The organism is Psychrobacter sp. TB55-MNA-CIBAN-0194, from assembly GCF_040309505.1.
Taxonomy (GTDB): Bacteria; Pseudomonadota; Gammaproteobacteria; order Pseudomonadales; family Moraxellaceae; genus Psychrobacter; species Psychrobacter fozii.
Map to the genome: position 1 here is coordinate 309356 of NZ_JBEOOW010000003.1, position 20632 is coordinate 329987.

A 20632-nucleotide genomic window follows, 5' to 3' on the forward strand; every position below is an offset into this window, starting at 1 on the left:
TATGCTAGTAATCTTTCAGTTACAAAAGATTAATTTGCTAATAGTTTTTTAAAAAGCCCTTCAGTGTTACAAAGTATGGTTGGATGATAGGTTCCCGCCTCAAGTACCTTCACAACATTAACTGAAATAAGATGGATATCTATAATATTAGCAAAATAGGCTAATACTTCTAATAAGTGAACTGGGTTGACAGCTACTCTATCTTTTTTAGCGTTTCTATTCATAACGTCAGTTAACTGATTATGAAAATTCTTACTTCTCTCTTTCATATTATTGCAACTAACTAATCTACTTTTTAGTTGTATTAAATCTTCATAAATTGGCTGTTTAACCAATCTATTAGTCGAACTTTCATATTCATAAAATACGTCAATTGTTATAGTTTTATAGATAATGTTTAAATCGATATTAACCGGCATCAGACATGTAAGATAAAAAACGCCAATAAAATTCTCCCAAACGTCTCTAGAAATTAGCACATCATTATAAATAGAATTTAAAGCTGGAATAGCTTCGTATACTTTATTGAATTCTAATAATATGTCTTGAGGATTTTCTTTAAACTTTCCGTGTAGACTAAGGCTATGTTTTAGTAACTCATCCTTCAAAAGTTCTTTGTGAAATTTTACGTTTAGATCTTCTATCAGGATAAACGGTCTAAGACCTTCTATAATATCTTTGAAGTTTTTAAACTGTCTAATCCAGTTACCTGTTGGTAGTATGCTTCCACTATTTATAGAGCTCGTTGTTTCCTTATTTTTGCCAATCTCAGAAATAAAACTAGTAATCAATTCAGCGTTAGTAGCAAACTTGGTAGTAAAATTTAAGACTTCGTCTTGTTTCTCTTTTTCCAAGTTATCAATCTTTTTTAGATGTTTTTCAAGCTCACTTCTTGTTTCCTTCAGCTGCCAAACCTCGTCTCTCACAAAGGAAATAATTTGAAGCTTACCCTGCTCATGTAGTTTATATGCTTCACGATACTCCTGACGCGTAATTGAAACTTTATTTTGATCATCATAAAACCCACCTACTCTACTACCAACAAGTAAAATAAAATAGTCACACTCTTCTATCAGTTTTAGACAAGCATCATAGCTATGCTGATCATTTGCAACCTTAAAGTCATTATATTCAGAGGCATAAACTTGATAGCCTAGTTCTTCAAGATAAAACTTCAAAGCTGATCGTAAGTCTCTAAAATCATAAATTGTTGATGATATGAAAAATGTGGGTTTTTTATTCATGTCTAGAGATCCTTATTTCTTAAGAGGAATAATACGCTTTATAATTTCTATTTCATGGAGTTCATTTAAAGAGTACAAGTTAAGCTAAACCTAATATTATCAAGCAATGTTAGGTCTTTAAACCATCGCCCTTACCCGCGCCATAATTCCGCGACCAATCACTAGTTTCACATAAATAATAGCAATGGCAAACAGCAAGGCAACTAACGCAATACCGCCAAGTCCTAAGTTTGCCCACGGCACACTAAAGCGCAGATTAAACCACTGAGTAACCGCCAGCCACGCACCGCCAGTGGCGATAATCACCGCAAATGTCGCCGCACTAATTCCAAGCACACCCAGCTCTAAGATATTGAGAATATACAAGTCACGCTTTTGCATACCCAATAATCTAAACGAAGCACTCTCTTTCATACGATCTTGTGACGTAGAGAGTAGCGAGCTGATGAGCACCATGATGCCCGTCAGCAAGGCAAGCAAGGTAAAGATATACACCAAGCGGCTCATCTGCGCGACCAACCCTTGGACTTGCTCCGCGATAATCGTACCGTCAATACTGGTCACCGCTGGGAATTCGCGTACCAGCTCACCTTGCAGGTCAGGAATATCATCGGCAGAGACATGCGCCGTCGCAAATTGAATTTGCGGTGCGCTAGCCAGTATCTCAGGCTCAAATAAGAAGTAGAAAAACGGACTCGGGCCGCGCTCGAAACGCGAGCGAATACTGGTAATCTCTCCAACCAACTCGATACCTTGAATATTAAAGCTGATCTGATCGCCCATGCCGACATTTAGCATCTCGGCTGCCGTGTCCAAAATAGACAACGGCTGTACTTGCGAAATGGCAGAGGCACTCGCATCTTGATTTTCAATGGGCGTATAAAGCGCATCGTCAGTCTGCGTCTCAGTAATAAACTCTGTGTCCATGATGCTATCGGAATAGCTTAAATTGAATACCCGAGTCGGGTCGTCTTCGCCTTCAGGCGCGTCGATATCTTTGGGTTCGACACCATTGGCCGTGCCGATACGTGCTCGAATCACTGGATAATACGTGACAGGTGCTTTGAGAATACTGTCTATCTTATCGTGCTGCTCGGTTTGCACATCTAACAAAAACAGATTCGGTGCATCTTCAGGATACGCATTGATAAACTGCTCATTGATACTATGGTTAATCGACGTGATAAGGGTCAATACCGCAACGGACAATGACAATGTCACAAAGAACAACGCTGATTGATTGCCTTTACGCGCTAGATTATGAATCGCAATGCGCTGCATCCAACTTATTTTTTTGCCAGTAGCGATGCGAGCCAGCAACCAGAGCCAACCGCGTGCCAATGCCCAAAATATCGCAATGAATACAATCAATCCGACCAGTATCTGTGCACCCAACGCTAAAGATTGTACTTCGTAAGCAAGGAAGGCATACAGTCCGATGAATAATAAACCATAGCGTAAGAATGGTATGCGCTGCTGCCAAGGCAAACGTTTTGATGATTTGCCAGTACTTTGATTAAGCAGTGCCGCAGGTTTCGTGCCATCAAGCGCACGCAGACTGCGCTGGGTAATCAGTAGCGTCATGACAAGCGCGATGACAATCGTTTTGAAGATACTAATAGGATTAATCGCCAATCCTAAGTCCGACGGCAAAATAGCCGTCAGATACGGTTGACCAATCTTGAGTAATACAAGGCTTAGCGATACGGCAGCGACGCAGGCCAAGACAGACATGATTAATAGCAGCCAATAATAGCTACGCTTAATCGAACGATTGGTTTCACCCAGCGCCATACGTATGGCATCGTTGGATTGCTGCTTGGTCACAAACGCAGTGATTACCCCATACATGGCAACCGCAGATAATAAGAGAACGGCAATGACCAATAGTTTAAGGAACATTAATACATTATCAGAGATACGTGAGACAGACGTCTCCTCTGAGGTAGGGTCAGACATCTCTATATCAGGATAATTAACCAGCATCTGCGTCAACTGCTCACGCTGATTGGCAATGACTTCTGGCGTGCCTGCCATCTCGATTTGATAACTGACTCGGCTACGCTGACCGATTAGATTGGTCGATTCTAATGCGTCTTGCTGCATCATCACGCGACCACCAAAACCAAAGGCTGTTAGCGGGCGATCTGGCTCTTTGACGAGCTCATCACTGATGGTGAATTTTCCCTCGCCGATAGTGATACTGTCACCAATCGCGACGTTTAGACTTCTTAGGACTTCAGGCGCGACCACCACGTTGGTTGCACTCAGCTGCTCGGACAAGGGTTTGCCTGACGCCAGTTCAACCTCACCGTATAAAGGATAAGCAGCCGTGACGCCTTTGATACGAGCCAATAGCGTTTGGTCTGCTGCAACCAACATAGCGTTGAATTGATAATCATAAACCGTTTGGCTATCAGGTAATGTCTGGACTTGCGCCAAGACTTCCTCAGGCCATGCTTGATTGCTTTCTAATATTAAATCACCACCGACGAGTGCCAGCTGATTGTCATTGACGTAGGTATTTACTGACTGTTGGATAGAGTCCAACGTCAGATAGGTGGCAAGCGATAGCATCAACGTGAGTAGAAATAGCAGGGGATATACCCAGCGTCGCCACCAACTGCGAGACAACGCTTTTGCACCTAAGGTTCTGCTGCTAAAAAAACCGCCACTTTTAGCATTAGCAGTTTTATTATTGATAGCAGTATCGTTTTCTGTGATTGTGGCTTTAGTCATAAGTTTTTTGCTTAATCGATAGAAGTGTTAAGACGTTTTAGAGGTGTCATCAGGTAACCAAATATAGATAAAGTCGAACAACTCTGCATCTGTCATATCAGTTAACGAATGAACGAACTTTTTATCTTTGACTTTCTTGTATACCGCACTAGCCACTACTTTGTGATAAAGAAGAGATTTACCTTTTACTTGCTGCTCAAACCATTGGCTATCTATTTCGCTAGGCAAGCTATAAAACAAAGAAAAGTCTAGCTGTTCATTGAGGCGGTTTAACTGTTCATATTTGTGGGTATCAAAGTAATATAGGTGTCTTAATACATCATTCTGTAGGGTATCTTGCTGATTGTATAGTAACTTCAAAAAACAAAGGTATTCTTCATCATGTTCCATAAAGTAAACTAAGGGGTAGAGAAGATAGCAATTCGCTCTACAATATCCCTTGTTTATTGCTTGTAAAATAAGCTGACTTACCTCGTCTTTATTCGAATTAATGAAAGGTTTTGAGTAATGCTCTAATATAAAGGAGAGTGCAAAAATAATGGAATAATCGTCTGAGCTAGCCATCTGTTTTAGATAATAAAGCGCGTTATCTAGTTTATAGATTGAAACTAATTTATTAATGGCTTGGCTATAGTCTTCGGTTTCAAAAGTGAAATTGCCAGCAATTAGCTGCTTTGCTAACCTTTCTATTTCGAGAGCTTCCATCGCACTGACCTTATTTAAAAATGAAAAAAAATTCTTATTTAGCTCTCAACCTGTCCATCATGCATGGTAATGACTCGATCTGCCATCTCAGCCAGTGCAGGGTCATGGGTCACGACAACCAATGCCGAGCCGACTTGCTGTCGTAAATCTAATAATAGTTGCATAACTTGGTCGGCGTTTTGCTCATCCAAGTTCCCCGTAGGTTCATCAGCGAATACGATTTTTGGATGCGATACCAATGCGCGAGCGACAGCAGTACGTTGCTGCTCACCACCTGATAATTGATTGGGCAAGCTATCACGTCTATGACCGAGTCCAACGGCTCCGATTAACTCATCGACTCGTGCAGGGTTTGGCTGCCGTGCAATATCTAGCGGAAAGGCAATGTTTTCTGCCACGGTTAGCGTTGGCAGTAGATGAAATGACTGAAACACAAAGCCCATGTCACGCTGACGGATAGCTGCCAGTGCATCTTCATCAAGGCTGCTGAGCATTTGTCCTGCCAGCTCAACCGTTCCACTATCAGGGTAGTCGAGTGCTGCTAGCAATCCCAATAACGTCGATTTACCAGAGCCAGACTTTCCCATGATGACCACAAACTCGCCCGCATTAATATAAACGTTCACGTCTTTAATAATAGATAGGGTCTGTTCGCCGACTTGCACGGTTTTGTTTAAATGCGAGGCGGTCAGTAATGCTTTTGCTGTAGCGGTAGGCGTCGTCACTGTGTCAGCTGAAGGTGATGATGTCATTGCGTGGTCTCAGTTGGCGTGTTGTTTGATGCTCGTTCATTAGGCGTTTTTGATGCTGTCGTATTAGTGCTATTACTGGCTTTTAACTTTTCAATCTCAGGCTTTAAGATAGGCAAGATATTATCTTTGACGATAATCTGATAACCTTCCTTGGTCGGATGAATCGCATCGGCTTGATTCAGCTCAGGGTCACCGCCCACACCTTCTAAAAAGAAAGGTATCAGAGGCACATTCATGTCTTTTGCCACACGAGGGTAGATGTCTGAAAACGCGGACACATAGTCATTACCTAGATTGTCATAGATCGACATACCACCCAAGATAACGTGACTACCATTGTCTTGTAGAGTCTTAACCGCAGTACGGATATTTTTTTCAATGGTAGCCACATCTAAGCCGCGAATCGCGTCATTGGCACCAATCGTCAAAATAGTAATGTCAGGTTTGGTCTGCGCTACCCAGTCTAGACGATTGACTAGGCCAGTACTGGTTTCACCACTTAGGCCTGAGTTGATGACTTTGGCATTGGTATAGCCCAACTCTTTTAAGCTAGCTTCTAATTGTGCAGGATAGTTGGCATCACTATCAACACCAAGACCTTCAGTCAATGAGTCGCCAAGCGCTAATATCGTCAGTGGCGAATTGATTTGCTGGCCGGCGGATACTGGCGCGTCAGTCATTACTTTACTGGTGTCAGTTTGAGTATTGATGGCTTGAACATCAGTGTTTTGCGAGCTGGTATTTTGCGAATCAGTCGCGTCAGTTGGTTCAGCGTCTTTTTGGCAACCACTGATAGCCACGGCGATGGTCAGCACTGCCATTGCTGGCAAGCGTCGAGAGAAATGAGGGAATGCTTTCATAATAATTATTCTGTCCTATATGCAATCGAACCAGTGTAGCAAAATAAGACGAATACCAATATTATCCGAAGGTTACTTTATCTAATCGTAAATATTAAAACTTTTTACCATCGACCATAACAGGACGACTGACTAGCCACGCAATGCCAACATTGACGACCATTAGTATCAATATCAATAAAAGTGGTAAATCCCAGCTACCCGTCGCTTCATGTAGCCAACCAGTACCCAACGGACCAAAAAACGCAATCAAATAACCGACGGCTTGTGCCATCCCAGACAGCTCACTTGATTGATTGGTGGTATAAGTCCGTAACGAGAATAGCATCATACTCAAGGTAAAAATCGCTGAGCAACCAATGCCCATCATACCTGACCATAGCCAAGCCAAATTCGGTGATAAGTAACTGACGCCTAATACTCCGATGACATTTAATACCGACGCAAACACCGCTAGCGCTTGAATAGGACGACCACGGTTGATCAGCCACGTTAGGCTTAAGATAGATATCGGTGCCATAAATTGGAACACCGAAGCCATATGTCCTGCCCGAACAGCGGATAACCCTTTATCAATCCAAATGGATGGTAAGAAGCTGGCGACGGTATAGAATAGCAATGATTGCAAACCCATAAAGATGGCGATTTGCCAAGCAAAAGACAGACGCCATATAGATTTGCTAGATGTGTCGGAAGAAGCTGACGTGGGTAGGACGGCTGTTTGATGGCTAGATGACCCTAAACGCAAGCGCAAAAAAATCCAGAAAATAATCGCAAAGATACCCAAAATTGCCCAGCCACCCAGTGCCCATTGCCAGCCTACTTGCTCGGACAAGGGTAATACTACGCCCGAGACAATGCCTGCGGTCGCCGTCATAGTCAGACTAAACAGTCCTGTTATCAATGGGATATGTTTGGGTGTACGCTGTTTGATGATAGGTGCTGCTAAGGTATTGGCAAAACCGATAGCCAATGTCAGTAATAACGTACCAACCAAAAACCAATTCCAAGTCGGCACAATACTGCGAATAATCATACCAGCGGTTAATAGCGCAATCATCGCAATCAGTGTGTTTTCTAGACCGAATCGCTTACCAATGGCTGGTGAGATCAATGCACCAATGGCAAACCCTAGCATCGGCACTGCCCCTAGCCAGCCAATTTGCGTCTCGGAGATATTGAGTGCGTCTTTTACGACTGGCGCAATAGAGCCTAGTGCTACGATAGGCGCTCGCATATTGCTGGCAAGTAAAATCATGGCACATAATATGAGCCAAAACGTGAAACGCGAAGAAGGCAGCTTCAATGGCGAGGCGCTATCTACATGAGACTGTGATGGCAAATTCGGCTGAGAGTGAGAAGAGGTAGGCATAACAGGACGACTATTATTAGAATAAGGAAAAGAACACGTTGTTAAACCGCGCCGAAGAATCGTCGCGGTTTAACAACACCAAAGAAAATGCACTTAGAGAGTGACTAATATGGCAAATCAGAATAGTAAAACAGAATCGCAAATTAAAAATAGAAATACGTGCAGAGTACAAAATATGAGTCGTGACTTTGAAAAGAACTATATGACTTAAGCGATATAACCTGAGCAACATGATTTGAGTAATATAATAAAAATAGCGCCAGTCCTTTTCAAAGAACTAGCGCTATTATAAGAACAGATGTCAGGCAAATACTACCAGCGTATGGTAACAAACGCGGTGTATATAAGGATTAAGTCTATACCGACTTGCCTAATTGAGCGGCTTTAAGCGCGTTCTCTTGCTGTTCAGCGATGATAGAATCGCACTTATTGGGATCATCGCCGCAGTATGAGCATTTTTCGTTGCCCATAAGTTTAGCAACACCGCCACAAGACCCTCTAAGTGGTGTCTTTTTTACCATATAACCGATACCCATAAAAACAAAAAATAGGACAAATACAGTAAAAGTAATAGCGAGCATGGGAAGCAATTGGCTAAGCATAGTGGGCACCTCAGTTCTCAAAATAGGGTAGTTATCTTTATGATAACGATATATCTTCAACATTATCTACATAATAGTATAGCAAATTTTTGTTTCGCTCGTTTATACCTATCGTGTTAGTTCATGTATTATTAGGGCGTGTTGAGCATTCACAGATAGGCACTGCTGATCGCTAAAACAGTTCCAGACAAGGCGTAAAACGACGGTAATGCTCATGCCTTAACGAGATTTACAACGCAGTATGGGGCCGTTTTAGCATCAGCTCCAATACCAACAGAAGGAGACAGGACTATTTTTCGCCATTTCATTGTTAAAATATAGACGCTTAGAATGACTAAACTTACTATTTTTAACGTCGAACTGTCTAAAAAATAGTCTCTGTCAGTGCTATGGTTGAGTGCTCAACACGCCCTAGCACCTAAGACTTTTTATCAGCGCGTAGAGCTTGCATGGCAGGTGTTTCTATCACTTGCCAATCATCGATGCTATCGTCGGTATTGTTTGTTTTTGCATTGTCAGTCAAGACGACAAACATAGCAGCTAGGTTTTGTTCTTTAGCAGTTTCTAAGGCCTTCTGATAAGGCATCGCAGTGAGTGCGGTGGCCCATGCATCAGCCAGTGCAACTGAGTCAGCGGCCACGGTGACAGAAGGTGCGCCACCAGCGATAGGCTCTCCAGTGGTGGGATCAATCGTATGGCTATAACGTTTACCATCAAAGATGACGGAATTACGATAATTGCCAGACGTCGCTAAATGCATTTTATTGTGTGTATTGATTGGTTGGCGAATGACCGATATCGTCTCGCGCTCGCTCACTGTGCTACCTTCAATAGGCGCATCTATTGCAATTTGCCATGGCTGCTTTTGATTATTGACACCAGCGGTCGAAATCTCACCCCCAATCTCGACCATATAATTGCGAATCTTATAATCTTCTCTCAACACGTCAGCGATGACATCGACGCCATAGCCTTTTGCCACTGCTGAAAAATCAAGTTCGACACCCTCTTTGGTTTTATAGATGGTTTTATCTTTGTGTATGATACTGTCAAAATCTACTAACGCTTTAGCTTGGGCAATCTCTAAGGCCGTCGGTGGGCTCTGTAACCGATCAACGGTCATAGTACTACCAAAGCCCCATGTTTCTACCAATGGCATCACAGTCGGATCAAATGCTCCGCCAGATTGTTCGTACACGATACGTGAGACGTCGAGCACGTGACTAAAATCTGCATCGATAATGATGGATGTCTCTTTGCCCAATTGATTAAATTTAGAGATAGTCGAGTCTGCTTGATAGGTAGACATACTGTCATTGATTTGCTTCAGGCGTTTATCGATTGATGCTTGTATGGTCGCTTCATCGACATCATCAGGCAGCTGATAGCTAATGTGATAGCTCGTGCCCATCGTCTCCCCAGCCAAATAGTCGTAATCTGGTGTTTGCTGGCAAGCGGTGAGGCTAAGCGCACCGAAAAGAGCGATGATGCGGTAGCCTGTACGAGTTGTTTTAGTAGAAAGTATTATCGTTTTCATAAGCTTTTTGCTATAGCAGAGGAGTGAAAGGTGTAAAACAAACTGTGCTTATTTTACACCTCTTGCCACCGATAACGCCAATTGCTTTGAGTGTAAACAACATTTTTGCTCTATGTATTCATAGCTAATGCTAGAGGGTTGCACCTTGCTTAGGTCACTTTTGACTCACGAATGAGTTTATATAGCTTAGGCGGAGATATGCGATTGACCTTGGTGGCGAACTTCTCTTTTGGACCAGAAATAACAATATATTCTTCTTCTTTTAATAGCGCTTTGACGGCTTGTTTGGCAAATACTGCGGCAGTCAACCCTTTCTTAGTGGCGTCATCCATCGTATCCTGCACGCTACCATCTCCAGTCAACGCATTGATAGACACATTGGTTTGGATAAACCCTGGAAATATAGTGGCAACTTCTATGCCTTGATCATGTAATTCAGCACGCAAACTGTTTGCCCACATATGAATAGCGGCTTTGGCAGCACTGTAAGCACCGCGATACTGAGTACCTAGTAGACCTGCGATACTCGATATCATGACTATTTTACCGCCACCTTGTGCGATCATCTTTGGTAATACCAGTCTAGTCAGACGTGTTTGTGCAAAGTAATCTATCTCCATCAATTGCCGTTCGACGTCTTCTGTGGTGTCCATGATTAATGAGCGTTGACTGATGCCAGCATTATTAATCAGCCAATCGATTTTACCTGCCTGTTGAATAGCTGACTCATACGCTATTTTTGTCTGACTGGTATCACCAATATCGAATGGGATGACAATATGGTTTTTGCTACCTTTGCAGTTTTTTCTGACCGCTTCTAGTTTCTCTTGATCACGACCACTCAGTATAATTCTGGCGCCTCGCTTGGCGAAAGAAATAGCAAGTGCTTGACCAATACCACTAGAGGCACCAGTAATCCAAATGGTTAATTTTTTAACGTTGGTTTTCATAAGAATCCTTTCTTCACATGTGAATAGTTCATGATATAGGATGATAAGTGCTAGCGACTAGTTAAATTTGTAGCCTTATACTACATCCAAAAAATACGATTATCAGAAACAAAAAAAAGAGCCTCAATTGAGACTCTTTTTTATGGTATTAACTTAATCGTACTTTCTAACCAGTGGGTTTAACCACCGAAGTCATCAAGCATGATGTTTTCATCTTCAACACCCATGCTATGTAGCATATCGATGACCGCAGCATTCATCATCGGTGGCCCACACATGTAATATTCACAGTCTTCTGGGTTTGGATGACCTTTCAGATATTCTTCTAATAAGACGTTATGGATAAAGCCGGTGTAGCCTGTCCAGTTGTCTTCAGGAAGCGGATCTGATAATGCCACATGCCACTCAAAGTTAGAAAAATCTTCTTGAAGTTGATCATAGTCTTCTACGTAGAACATCTCGCGAATAGAGCGTGCACCATACCAAAAGCTGATCTTACGGTCTGTGTTCAAACGCTTAAGCTGATCAAAAATGTGCGAGCGCATTGGTGCCATACCTGCACCACCGCCGACGAAGATCATTTCAGCTTCAGTTTTCTTAGCAAAGAACTCACCGTAAGGACCTGATACCGTTACTTTATCGCCAGGCTTTAAGCTAAATGTCCAAGAAGACATCTTACCTGGTGGGATACCGTCTGGGCCACGTGGTGGTGGGCTTGCGATACGGATGTTGAACTTGATAAGACCTTTTTCTTCAGGATAGTTGGCCATTGAATAAGCACGAATAACTGGCTCATCAACTTTTGACACATAATTAAAGATGCCAAATTTATCCCAATCTTCGCGGTATTCTTCTGCAACATCAAAGTCTTTATAGTGCACTTCATGCGGTGGCGCTTCTAGCTGTACATAACCACCAGCGCGGAAGTTAACTTCTTCGCCTTCAGGAATTTTTAGTACCAGCTCTTTAATGAAAGTGGCAACGTTATCGTTAGAGACAACCTCGCACTCCCATTTTTGTACATCAAAAAACTCAGGATCAATCTCGATTTTCATGTCTTGCTTAACAGCTACCTGACAAGCTAAGCGCATGTGATTGCGGATTTCGCCTTGAGTAAAATAGCCTTCTTCGGTCGGCAAGATAGAACCGCCGCCTTCAATAACGCGGCAACGACACTGCGCACAGGTACCACCGCCACCACATGCTGAAGATAAGAAAATACCTTCGCTCGCAAGTGTTTGCAGTAGTTTACCGCCCGCTGGTGTCACGACGTCATTATCGGAATTATCATTGATATGGATGGTAACATCGCCTGAACTGACCAGTCTTGAGCGCGCCGCCAAAATAATGGCGACAAGGCCCATGATGATCAAGGTAAACATAGCAACGCCACCAATCGCCGTAGCGTAATCCATGGTAGGTATCCTTAATCTATGGAGTAGGGGAGCGAAGTAACGTCATAACGTTTTTCTGAACCCCTACCGAATAAATGAATTAAATAGGTCAAATCGCTAAATAAGTGTTTAAGCTTAGCGGTCTAAATTGACATACCGCCGAAAGACATAAAGCCAAGTGACATCAGACCAACGGTGATAAACGTAATACCAAGACCACGCAGCGGTGCTGGGATATCTGAGTATTTCAGTTTTTCACGGATACCAGCCAATGCGGTAATCGCTAATGCCCAACCAAAGCCTGCACCCACACCATAAACGACTGATTCGCCGAAGTTATAGTCACGCTCAACCATAAATAGTACACCACCTAAGATAGCGCAGTTTACAGTGATAAGCGGTAAGAATACACCGAGGGCGTTGTATAGACTAGGAACGAACTTATCCAAGAACATCTCTAGAATCTGTACGGTAGCGGCAATAAGACCAATATAACTAAGCAAACCTAAGAAGCTTAAATCGATATCAGGGAAACCTGCCCATGCCAGTGCACCATCTTTTAGGATGAACTGGAATAGTAAGTTATTTAGCGGAACGGTAATCGCCATGACGACGACAACGGCAACACCAAGACCGATAGCGGTTGAAACCTTCTTTGATACTGCCAAGAAAGTACACATACCTAAGAAGTAGGCAAGCGCCATATTCTCAATAAAGACTGAGGTTATAAATAAACTAACATAATGTCCCATTAGTGACCGCCTCCATGTGCCATGCCTTTAGACTGCGGCTTCATTACAAACTCAGCTTCTTCAACCTGTTCTGGTTTCCAAATACGGACGATGACAATGAACAAAGCAATAATAAAGAATGCTGACGGTGGCAATAATAGTAGGCCGTTTGGTATGTACCAACCGCCGTCAGTCACTGGTTGTAGAATAGTGATACCGAACCAAGTACCTGCGCCTAATAGCTCACGGATAGTGGCAACGAATAGCAGTACCGCAGAGTAGCCAAGACCATTACCAATACCATCTAAAAAGCTTGGTACTGGTGGGTTGCTCATGGCAAACGCTTCAGCACGGCCCATCACGATACAGTTAGTGATAATTAGACCAACGAAAACTGACAAGCCCTTACTCACATCATAAGCCACGGCTTTTAGGACCTGATCGACCAAGATAACCAATGAGGCAATGATGGTCATCTGCACGATGATACGAATACTTGATGGAATCTGCTTACGAATAATCGAGATAAAGAAGCTCGAAAATGCCGTTACCAGTGTCAATGCTACACACATAACCATGGCGTTTGCCATGCTTGTGGTGACCGCTAGTGCCGAACAGATACCTAAGATCTGTAGGGCAATAGGGTTATTATCAAAGACAGGCGAGGTTAAAATACTTTTAGTGTCAGCCATGTTAAGCCTCCTTGCCGTTTGCTACTGGTAGTTTCGCTGCCAGTTCGGTTTTAGGTTGAGCGGTTTTCTTTGATTGATTTGCTTGTGTTTCTGCATTATCAACTGTCTGACCACCCTCTTTGCGTAGCATGTCTAGATAAGGCTTATAACCTTGCTCGCCTAACCAAAACTGAATCATGTTACTGACACCGCGGCTAGTCAATGTCGCACCACTGATACCATCAACCCAGTTGTCTTTTGGATTACCTGCTTTGGTTACACCAGTGGCAACTTCACCGTTTTCATCATAAGACTGGATGCCGGTCCACTTGGCACGCCACTCTGGCTCTTCGATACGAGCACCCAAACCTGGGGTTTCTTTATGCTCATAGAAGCTGATACCTTTAATAGTATTCATGTCGCTTTCAAGCGTCAAGAAACCATAGATAGTACCCCATAGTCCGTAACCTTGAATAGGCAATACGACTACTTCAGGTTGACCAGCATCGTCTTTTTTGACATAGACTTTGGCATATTTAGGCTTACGACCGATACCCGCAGGATCATCGTTACCTAGGTCATCACTCAACGCTTGATTCTTAGTCGCTTGACTAGCGTCATAAGCATTGCGATCAGGGATACCCGCATCTGCTAGGGTTGCATCATCGACATAGTTGCCTTTGTTTAAGTCAATAATTTCGACATCAAAGTCTTTGAATCGTTCGGCAACATCGTCTTGTGTGTCAGACTCAGCATCGTACATGTCAGCCGCGACCAAGATGTTTTTGTTACGGTCTAAGCGTGCATTTTCGAGTTGTGCAGGCTTTAGGCCAACCGCAACTGCTGAGACCAATACTGAACACACCAAGCATAGCGTTAATGCCACACTGATGGTTTTCGCATTATTACTTTTGGGCTTGGACATAACGAACCCTCCGAGCTGTTTGGCGTTTGATGTTTGCTTGGGTCACAAAATAATCAAACAATGGCGCAAATAAGTTGGCGAATAGAATAGCCAACATGATGCCTTCTGGGAAAGCTGGGTTGATGACACGAATCAATACCGTCATAAAACCAATCAAGATACCATAAGCCCAACGGCCTTTATTGGTATGTGCAGCTGAGACTGGATCGGTTGCCATAAACACCGCACCGAAGGCAAAACCACCGATGACTAAGTGCCAATAGAATGGCAAGTTCATCATCATGTTGTCTTTAGAGCCAATCATGTTGAAGATAAGCGAGGTAGCCACAAGACCAACCACACAACCTGTCATGATGCGCCATGAGGCAATACGCGTCCATAGTAGAACAACGGCACCCATTAAGATTGCTAGTGTTGATACTTCACCGATACTGCCTTGCATGTTACCGAAGAATGCATCACTCCACGTGATCGCATTACCATAGACATCGACGAAATCTTGAGGAGAGACACCAAGTGCAGCAAGACCGAGAGGCGTTGCTCCTGAGAAACCATCAACCGCTGTCCATACAGAGTCACCAGACATATAGGCTGGATAAGCAAAGTATAGGAATGCACGACCCGATAGGGCAGGGTTAAGGAAGTTTTTACCTGTACCACCGAATACTTCTTTGGCTACGACCACACCAAAGATAATACCCAAGGCAACTTGCCATAAAGGAATATCTGGTGGTAGACATAGTGCAAATAGTACCGAGGTCACAAAGAAGCCCTCGTTGACTTCATGCCCGCGCACGACGGCAAAGATAATCTCACAGAGAATACCAACGGCAAATGTCACAAGGTAAATAGGTAGGAACTGCATCGCACCGTAGACAAAACTTGCCCAGACACTGTCTGGGTTATAGCCTGCCATGCTAGTGATAACAGTGCGCCAGCCTTCAGGCTGCAAGCCAAGCTGAGCAACCGCAGTTAGCGCTTGATGACCGATATTGTACATACCCCAAAACATCGCTGGGAAAGTACATAGCCATACAGTAATCATAATGCGCTTTAGATCAATCCCGTCGCGTACATGTGATGACGCGTATGTGGTTGAGTCTGGTTGACGCAAAAACGTATCAAACATCTCAAAGATGGCATAGTATTTTTCGTGTTTGCCGCCTTTGGTAAAAGATGGCTCCATACGATCGAACATATTGTGTAAAAATTTCATCGTGGTTAGCCCTCCAGTTCGATGCGCGTTAAGTTATCACGCAAGATATCACCGAATTCATATTTGCCAGGAGATACAAAGGTGCATAGTGCCAAATCTTCTTCATCCAACTCAAGTACGCCTAAATCAACCGCGACCAACATGTCTTCAACAATCAATGCGCGTAGCAGTTGGGTTGGTAGATAATCTTGAGGCATAACTTCTTCATAGACACCAATTGGTACCATCGCTCGCGGTGAGCCATTACTCGTGGTGGTGAAGTTGTACTTTTTGCCACCAAAAAACTGAGAGATATAGATAGGCAGCTTTGAGAAACGGTTTTTACCTGGCGTAAAGAAGTGGAACGCTGGGCGCTCATGACCTTCCGTCAGCACACTGATCTGATTATGAAAACGACCAATATAGGCAATATTGCTAAACACTTTGCGACCAGATAATACCGACCCTGAAATGATACGGTTCTCGCCAGCTGCTAGCTGACCTTTGGTCAAGGCAGTAATATCAGCACCGCGCTCAGTCATAACTAAGTGTGGGTTACTGACAGAAGGGCCTGCTAAGCTAATCAAGCGAGGCGTGTATAGACGGCCGGTGGTAAATAGCTTACCAATCGCAATCACATCTTGATAGCCAATTGTCCAGACGCTCACGCCACGCATAATTGGGTGTAAAAAGTGAATGTGCGTACCTGCCAGACCAGCTGGATGCTTACCAGAAAAGCCATGATACTCAGTGACGTTATTCGCAGCAGTTTTTGCGACTGGTGTCAGCTGGGCATTACCATGATGGCAGACAAACGTCTTTGGACTGAGTGTCGACAACACAGCAAGACCATCGTTGAACGCTTGTAGCTGCTCATTGATCAGCAACATCGGATCAAACGCTAGGGGACTGGTATCTATAGCAGTGACAAAGATGGCATGAGGACGGGCACCGATTTCTGGCGTACGGCTAAAGGGGCGCGTGCGAAACGCAGTCCATTCGCCAGAGGCAAGTAATTGGGTTTCGACAACTTCAGAGTCTAGGTCAGCCAGTTGCTGGGAGTCATAGCGCTCGAAGTCTACTTCTTCACCGTTTGGGTCGACCGCAATAACGAGGCTCTCAAACACACGACGGTCACCGCGTTTAATCGCGACAACTTTACCAGCAGCAGGGGCAGTGTAGATAACGCCTGCACGTTTTTTATCTTCAAAAACGGGCTGACCTTTTGCTACGATGTCACCTTCTTTGACATTCATCGTGGGCTTCATACCGATATAATCATAGCCAATAAGGGCTACGTGTGTCGGTTTGTGCTCAGATATCTCGCGGGAGGGTTCGCCGGTGATGGGCAAATCCAAACCTTTTTTGATGGTAATCATAAGCGAAAACTTAGTCCATAGTCTAAAACGATACCAGACTTCCTGTTTGGTACATCGGTAGCATGAACATATGCATCATTTAATAAAGCACTCACTCACCTATTCCTATAATAGGATGGTGATAGAGTTCTCTAAAAATAAAGCACGATCATAACTACTATTAAGAGTATTAACGCTGACCTTAGACTCCTTAACAACACGTTAATGTCTTATTCGAATTACCAAAGTGGCGACTGGCTACCAAGGTGTATATTAAAACCATTCAATTAAAAACCATCGCTAAAGCAGTGAGCTAAAAGTGACAGTTCTTAAGATAAACAGCTTTATCATACGTTTCATTGAAAATCAAAGTTCTTAATACCAGTATTGTAGACCCCACTTATGAGTTCAGTATCCTAGAAAAGATACTTAATTGAATAAGTATGTAGCCAAATAACGATCTATTGAGATAGATGATAAACTGGTAAAAAGACAAACTGGCTAAGCAATTAACAAGCAGCGTTCACTTATCGTATAATATTGCTATAAAGCCAATAATAGCTATTTTAGTGTCGTTGACCAGTGATAAAGACAATATGAAAACGTTAGGAAAGGCATTTAATTAGAGTGTGTAATACTGCAGGGTAATCTGTTTCGATCGACCAGTTGAGATTTCTAATATAACCTTTCTTAGCAAGAAGTCAGCCAATATCATGTAAATGTATTTAGCTCTTACTCGATTCATCCTGACCGCTAATCTTTTTTTAGTCGTGATTGACCTAATAAAAATATAACGTATGGTTACTATCACATAGAAACAAATAAAATTTACCTAGGATTATACGCTAAATTGACCTAAAATTGCCAGTCAGGAATTCAATTTACCTAATGTTTTCAATGGCTGTAATTATAAAAACTTATAGTTATCACTTTTAGTTTTATTATCATGAATGCAGTTTTGAGCAATATTTTTTATCATTATTTAGCGTGTGTTGAGTACTTAATACACCGTAATATTCAAAGTTTATTTTTTCAAATTTATTCAATATTTTGTTTTATAAGGAATGCGATATGTGTGCTGTGCCTGTCATTATCCCGGCGATTGATTTAAAAGATGGTAAATGTGTACGCTTAAAACAAGGCCGTATGGAAGATGATACGGTATTCTCTGATGATCCAGTTGCGATGGCAGCACGCTGGGTAGAGGAAGGTGCACGCCGATTGCACTTGGTCGATTTGAATGGTGCATTTGATGGCGTTCCTGTTCATAGACAAGTGGTCAACGATATCACCAAAGCTTATCCGAACTTGCCTATTCAGTTGGGCGGTGGTGTGCGTAATATGAACACCATTGAACAATATATCACTGCAGGTTTGACTTATATTATTATCGGTACAAAAGCAGTGGAAAACCCTGAGTTTGTCGCAGAAGCTTGCCGCGAATTTCCAGGGCATATCATTGTAGGTATCGACGCAAAAGACGGCATGGTCGCAACCCATGGTTGGGCGAATGTTACTGATACCAAAGCAACTGAGCTTGCCAAGCGTTTTGCTGATGTAGGTGTCTCTTCAATCGTTTATACTGATATTGCCCGTGATGGCATGATGCAAGGCGTCAATGTTGAGCAAACGGTTAACTTGGCTCGTGAAGGCGGCTTACCAGTGATTGCGTCAGGCGGCGTGACTGATATGAAAGATATTGAGCTACTGAAGCCCTATGGTAACTGTATCGAAGGCATCATTACTGGCCGTGCTATTTATGAAGGCACGCTAAGTTTAAGTGAAGCGCAGATTTATCTAGATCGTAAATAAGAAACAATTTAGCAGTGAAAATTAGCAATAAAAATCAGTAAAGCAAGCAAAGGATGCTTATGGCAACTCGTTTAGACCTTCCAAGGATGCGCAGTTGTCCAAGAGCGTGGTGTCAGATATGGTTGCTACTAAGCCTCCTTTGCTCTTTTCCAGTTTATGCTGTTGGTGAAGAAACCATTGATATCACCAAAGTATCAGAAATAGAGCGTGCAGAAAGCATTGTATCAAATGATATTGCGGAACCAGAAGCTGACATTGTTGAGCTTCCTACGCAGTCATCTGAACCTGAGCCAACTCCATCGTCGGTAATCGTCAGCGAAAGTACCAATAACGCCCAAATTGAAACCACGCCGACCCCGCAAAAAGACAATGACATTCGTCAACGTATCGAAGGTATTTTTTCTGAAATTGATGGCTTACAAGCGGTCAATGTTGGTGTCGCCCAAGGTGTTGTTACATTAACTGGAGAGACCCCAAACGAAAAGAAAGCACAGCAGGCCATTAATTTAACCAATCGTTTGACAGATGTGGTCACCGTGTCAGATCAGATTGATCGTACCCTAGATGTACAAGATAACGTCACTACTGTCTATCAAGGTCTTAAAATACAAGCCAAAAATTTAGTCAAAGCCTTACCACTATTATTGGTCGGTATCATTCTGTTTATATTAGTGAGCTGGTTTGGCAGCTGGTTGTCTAATCGCAAAAGAATGTGGCAACGGTTGACACCCAATCCATTTGTTGCTGAGCTACTGTCACAAACCGTCAAAGTCATCTTTATTATATTTGGCCTTATCCTAGCGCTAAGCTTAATAGGAGCAGAGACCATCTTAAGCACATTGCTTGGTGGTGCTGGCGTCATTGGTATTGCGGTTGGTTTTGCGGTCAAAGATACGATTGAAAACTATATCGCATCGCTAATGCTTAGTATTCGCCAACCCTTTCGTGCACGTGACCATATTGTGATTAATGGACAAGAAGGGATAGTGGTGCGCTTGACCTCACGCGCAACGATATTGATGACACTAGATGGCAATCAATTGCGTATTCCTAATTCTGAAGTCTTCAAAGGTACTATCCTCAATTACACCAAAAACCCCGAACGTCGATTCACCTTTGAGTTGGGCGTCGATGCTAATGATGATCCATTAGCTGCTATCAAGGTTGGATTGGACGCAATACATAGTTTGGCGTTCGTATTAGATGAGCCAAAAGCGATCGCTGTCATTAATAATGTTGGCGACTCTAACATCGTCTTAGAGTTTCAAGTTTGGGTGGATCAATCAGATACTGACTTTTCAAAAGCACGCAGTATTGCCATTCGTGAGACCAAGCATGCATTAGAGGATGAAGGTTTCAGCCTACCTGAACCTATTTATCGATTGCGTTTTAATCACGATTTAGAAAAAGCTTTTGAGCATATGCAAAGCAGTCATGTAGACAATACATCTAACGTGACGGTTATACCGACTGTACCCGATAGCGCTGTAAATGGTGATAGTAGTAACACTGATAATAAGGACAAAAAACAAGCAAAAGCACGTGCCAAGCTTATTTTGCAAGATGACAATGCTAGTGACGTTCTCAGTGCGCGTTCTGATGACAAACTAATGAAAAAGGTCGAGCAAGAGATTGCAGAGCGTTCAGATGAGACTGATTTATTAAACAATAATAGCCCGCAAGAGTGACATATGGTCAATCCTCTATAAACTGGATACTGTGTCAGTCTCATTTAGTCTACTATTTGTAGTACTTGCACTCGCCTTTCTTGTATCCAAATTATAT

General features: G+C 42.9%; 17 protein-coding genes. 2 read left to right on the forward strand and 15 right to left on the reverse strand.

Annotated features, from left to right (window positions below; translation table 11 throughout):
* Positions 1-29: 29 nt before the first annotated feature.
* The 15 genes from AAEY75_RS05645 to AAEY75_RS05715 form a co-directional block, all read right to left on the reverse strand.
* The gene (locus AAEY75_RS05645; RefSeq protein ID WP_352258972.1) at positions 30-1244 is read right to left on the reverse strand and encodes a DUF4062 domain-containing protein; all 1215 of its coding nucleotides are present in this window, start codon (positions 1242-1244) and stop codon (positions 30-32) included.
* Between the two features lie 117 nt (positions 1245-1361).
* On the reverse strand, positions 1362-3983 hold the full coding sequence (locus AAEY75_RS05650) for an ABC transporter permease (RefSeq protein WP_352258974.1): 2622 nt from the start codon (positions 3981-3983) through the stop codon (positions 1362-1364).
* 27 nt (positions 3984-4010) lie between these two features.
* A complete protein-coding gene (locus AAEY75_RS05655; protein WP_352258976.1) occupies positions 4011-4688 on the reverse strand; it encodes a hypothetical protein in 678 nt (225 codons plus the stop codon).
* A gap of 38 nt (positions 4689-4726) precedes the next feature.
* Positions 4727-5440, reverse strand: coding sequence for an ABC transporter ATP-binding protein (locus tag AAEY75_RS05660; protein WP_352258978.1), 714 nt, complete (start codon positions 5438-5440; stop codon positions 4727-4729).
* Positions 5437-6300 (reverse strand): arylesterase, encoded by an 864-nt coding sequence (locus AAEY75_RS05665; RefSeq protein ID WP_352258980.1) that lies wholly within the window; start codon positions 6298-6300, stop codon positions 5437-5439. Before AAEY75_RS05665 ends, AAEY75_RS05660 begins: the two co-directional genes overlap by 4 nt.
* Positions 6301-6394: 94 nt before the next feature.
* A complete protein-coding gene (locus AAEY75_RS05670; RefSeq protein ID WP_352258982.1) occupies positions 6395-7672 on the reverse strand; it encodes an MFS transporter in 1278 nt (425 codons plus the stop codon).
* 356 nt (positions 7673-8028) lie between these two features.
* Positions 8029-8274 (reverse strand): (Na+)-NQR maturation NqrM, encoded by a 246-nt coding sequence (gene nqrM / locus AAEY75_RS05675; RefSeq protein WP_110924429.1) that lies wholly within the window; start codon positions 8272-8274, stop codon positions 8029-8031.
* A gap of 418 nt (positions 8275-8692) precedes the next feature.
* Positions 8693-9811 (reverse strand): FAD:protein FMN transferase, encoded by a 1119-nt coding sequence (locus AAEY75_RS05680; protein WP_352258984.1) that lies wholly within the window; start codon positions 9809-9811, stop codon positions 8693-8695.
* 149 nt (positions 9812-9960) lie between these two features.
* Positions 9961-10761 (reverse strand): SDR family NAD(P)-dependent oxidoreductase, encoded by an 801-nt coding sequence (locus AAEY75_RS05685; RefSeq protein ID WP_352258986.1) that lies wholly within the window; start codon positions 10759-10761, stop codon positions 9961-9963.
* A gap of 179 nt (positions 10762-10940) precedes the next feature.
* Entirely contained in the window at positions 10941-12176 is a 1236-nt protein-coding gene (gene nqrF / locus AAEY75_RS05690; RefSeq protein ID WP_110924426.1) for an NADH:ubiquinone reductase (Na(+)-transporting) subunit F, read from the reverse strand.
* Between the two features lie 122 nt (positions 12177-12298).
* Complete coding sequence (gene nqrE, locus AAEY75_RS05695) at positions 12299-12907, reverse strand: NADH:ubiquinone reductase (Na(+)-transporting) subunit E (protein WP_011281361.1); 609 nt, start codon at positions 12905-12907, stop codon at positions 12299-12301.
* The gene (locus tag AAEY75_RS05700; RefSeq protein WP_110924425.1) at positions 12907-13578 is read right to left on the reverse strand and encodes an NADH:ubiquinone reductase (Na(+)-transporting) subunit D; all 672 of its coding nucleotides are present in this window, start codon (positions 13576-13578) and stop codon (positions 12907-12909) included. Before AAEY75_RS05700 ends, nqrE begins: the two co-directional genes overlap by 1 nt.
* Before the next feature lies 1 nt (position 13579).
* Complete coding sequence (locus tag AAEY75_RS05705; protein WP_194363277.1) at positions 13580-14482, reverse strand: Na(+)-translocating NADH-quinone reductase subunit C; 903 nt, start codon at positions 14480-14482, stop codon at positions 13580-13582.
* Positions 14463-15698 carry an NADH:ubiquinone reductase (Na(+)-transporting) subunit B gene (locus tag AAEY75_RS05710; protein ID WP_197215355.1) on the reverse strand — a complete coding sequence of 412 codons (1236 nt, stop codon included), beginning with the start codon at positions 15696-15698 and terminating at the stop codon, positions 14463-14465. The genes AAEY75_RS05705 and AAEY75_RS05710 overlap by 20 nt, the downstream gene beginning before the upstream one ends.
* 5 nt (positions 15699-15703) lie before the next feature.
* Positions 15704-17056, reverse strand: a complete 1353-nt coding sequence (locus AAEY75_RS05715) for a Na(+)-translocating NADH-quinone reductase subunit A (RefSeq protein WP_352258990.1) — start codon at positions 17054-17056, stop codon at positions 15704-15706.
* A 1050-nt stretch (positions 17057-18106) separates the two neighbouring features.
* Between AAEY75_RS05715 and hisA the strand changes: the two genes are divergently transcribed.
* A complete protein-coding gene (hisA, locus tag AAEY75_RS05720) occupies positions 18107-18847 on the forward strand; it encodes a 1-(5-phosphoribosyl)-5-[(5-phosphoribosylamino)methylideneamino]imidazole-4-carboxamide isomerase (protein ID WP_352258992.1) in 741 nt (246 codons plus the stop codon).
* Between the two features lie 59 nt (positions 18848-18906).
* A complete protein-coding gene (locus tag AAEY75_RS05725) occupies positions 18907-20535 on the forward strand; it encodes a mechanosensitive ion channel domain-containing protein (protein ID WP_352258994.1) in 1629 nt (542 codons plus the stop codon).
* Positions 20536-20632 lie beyond the last annotated feature (97 nt).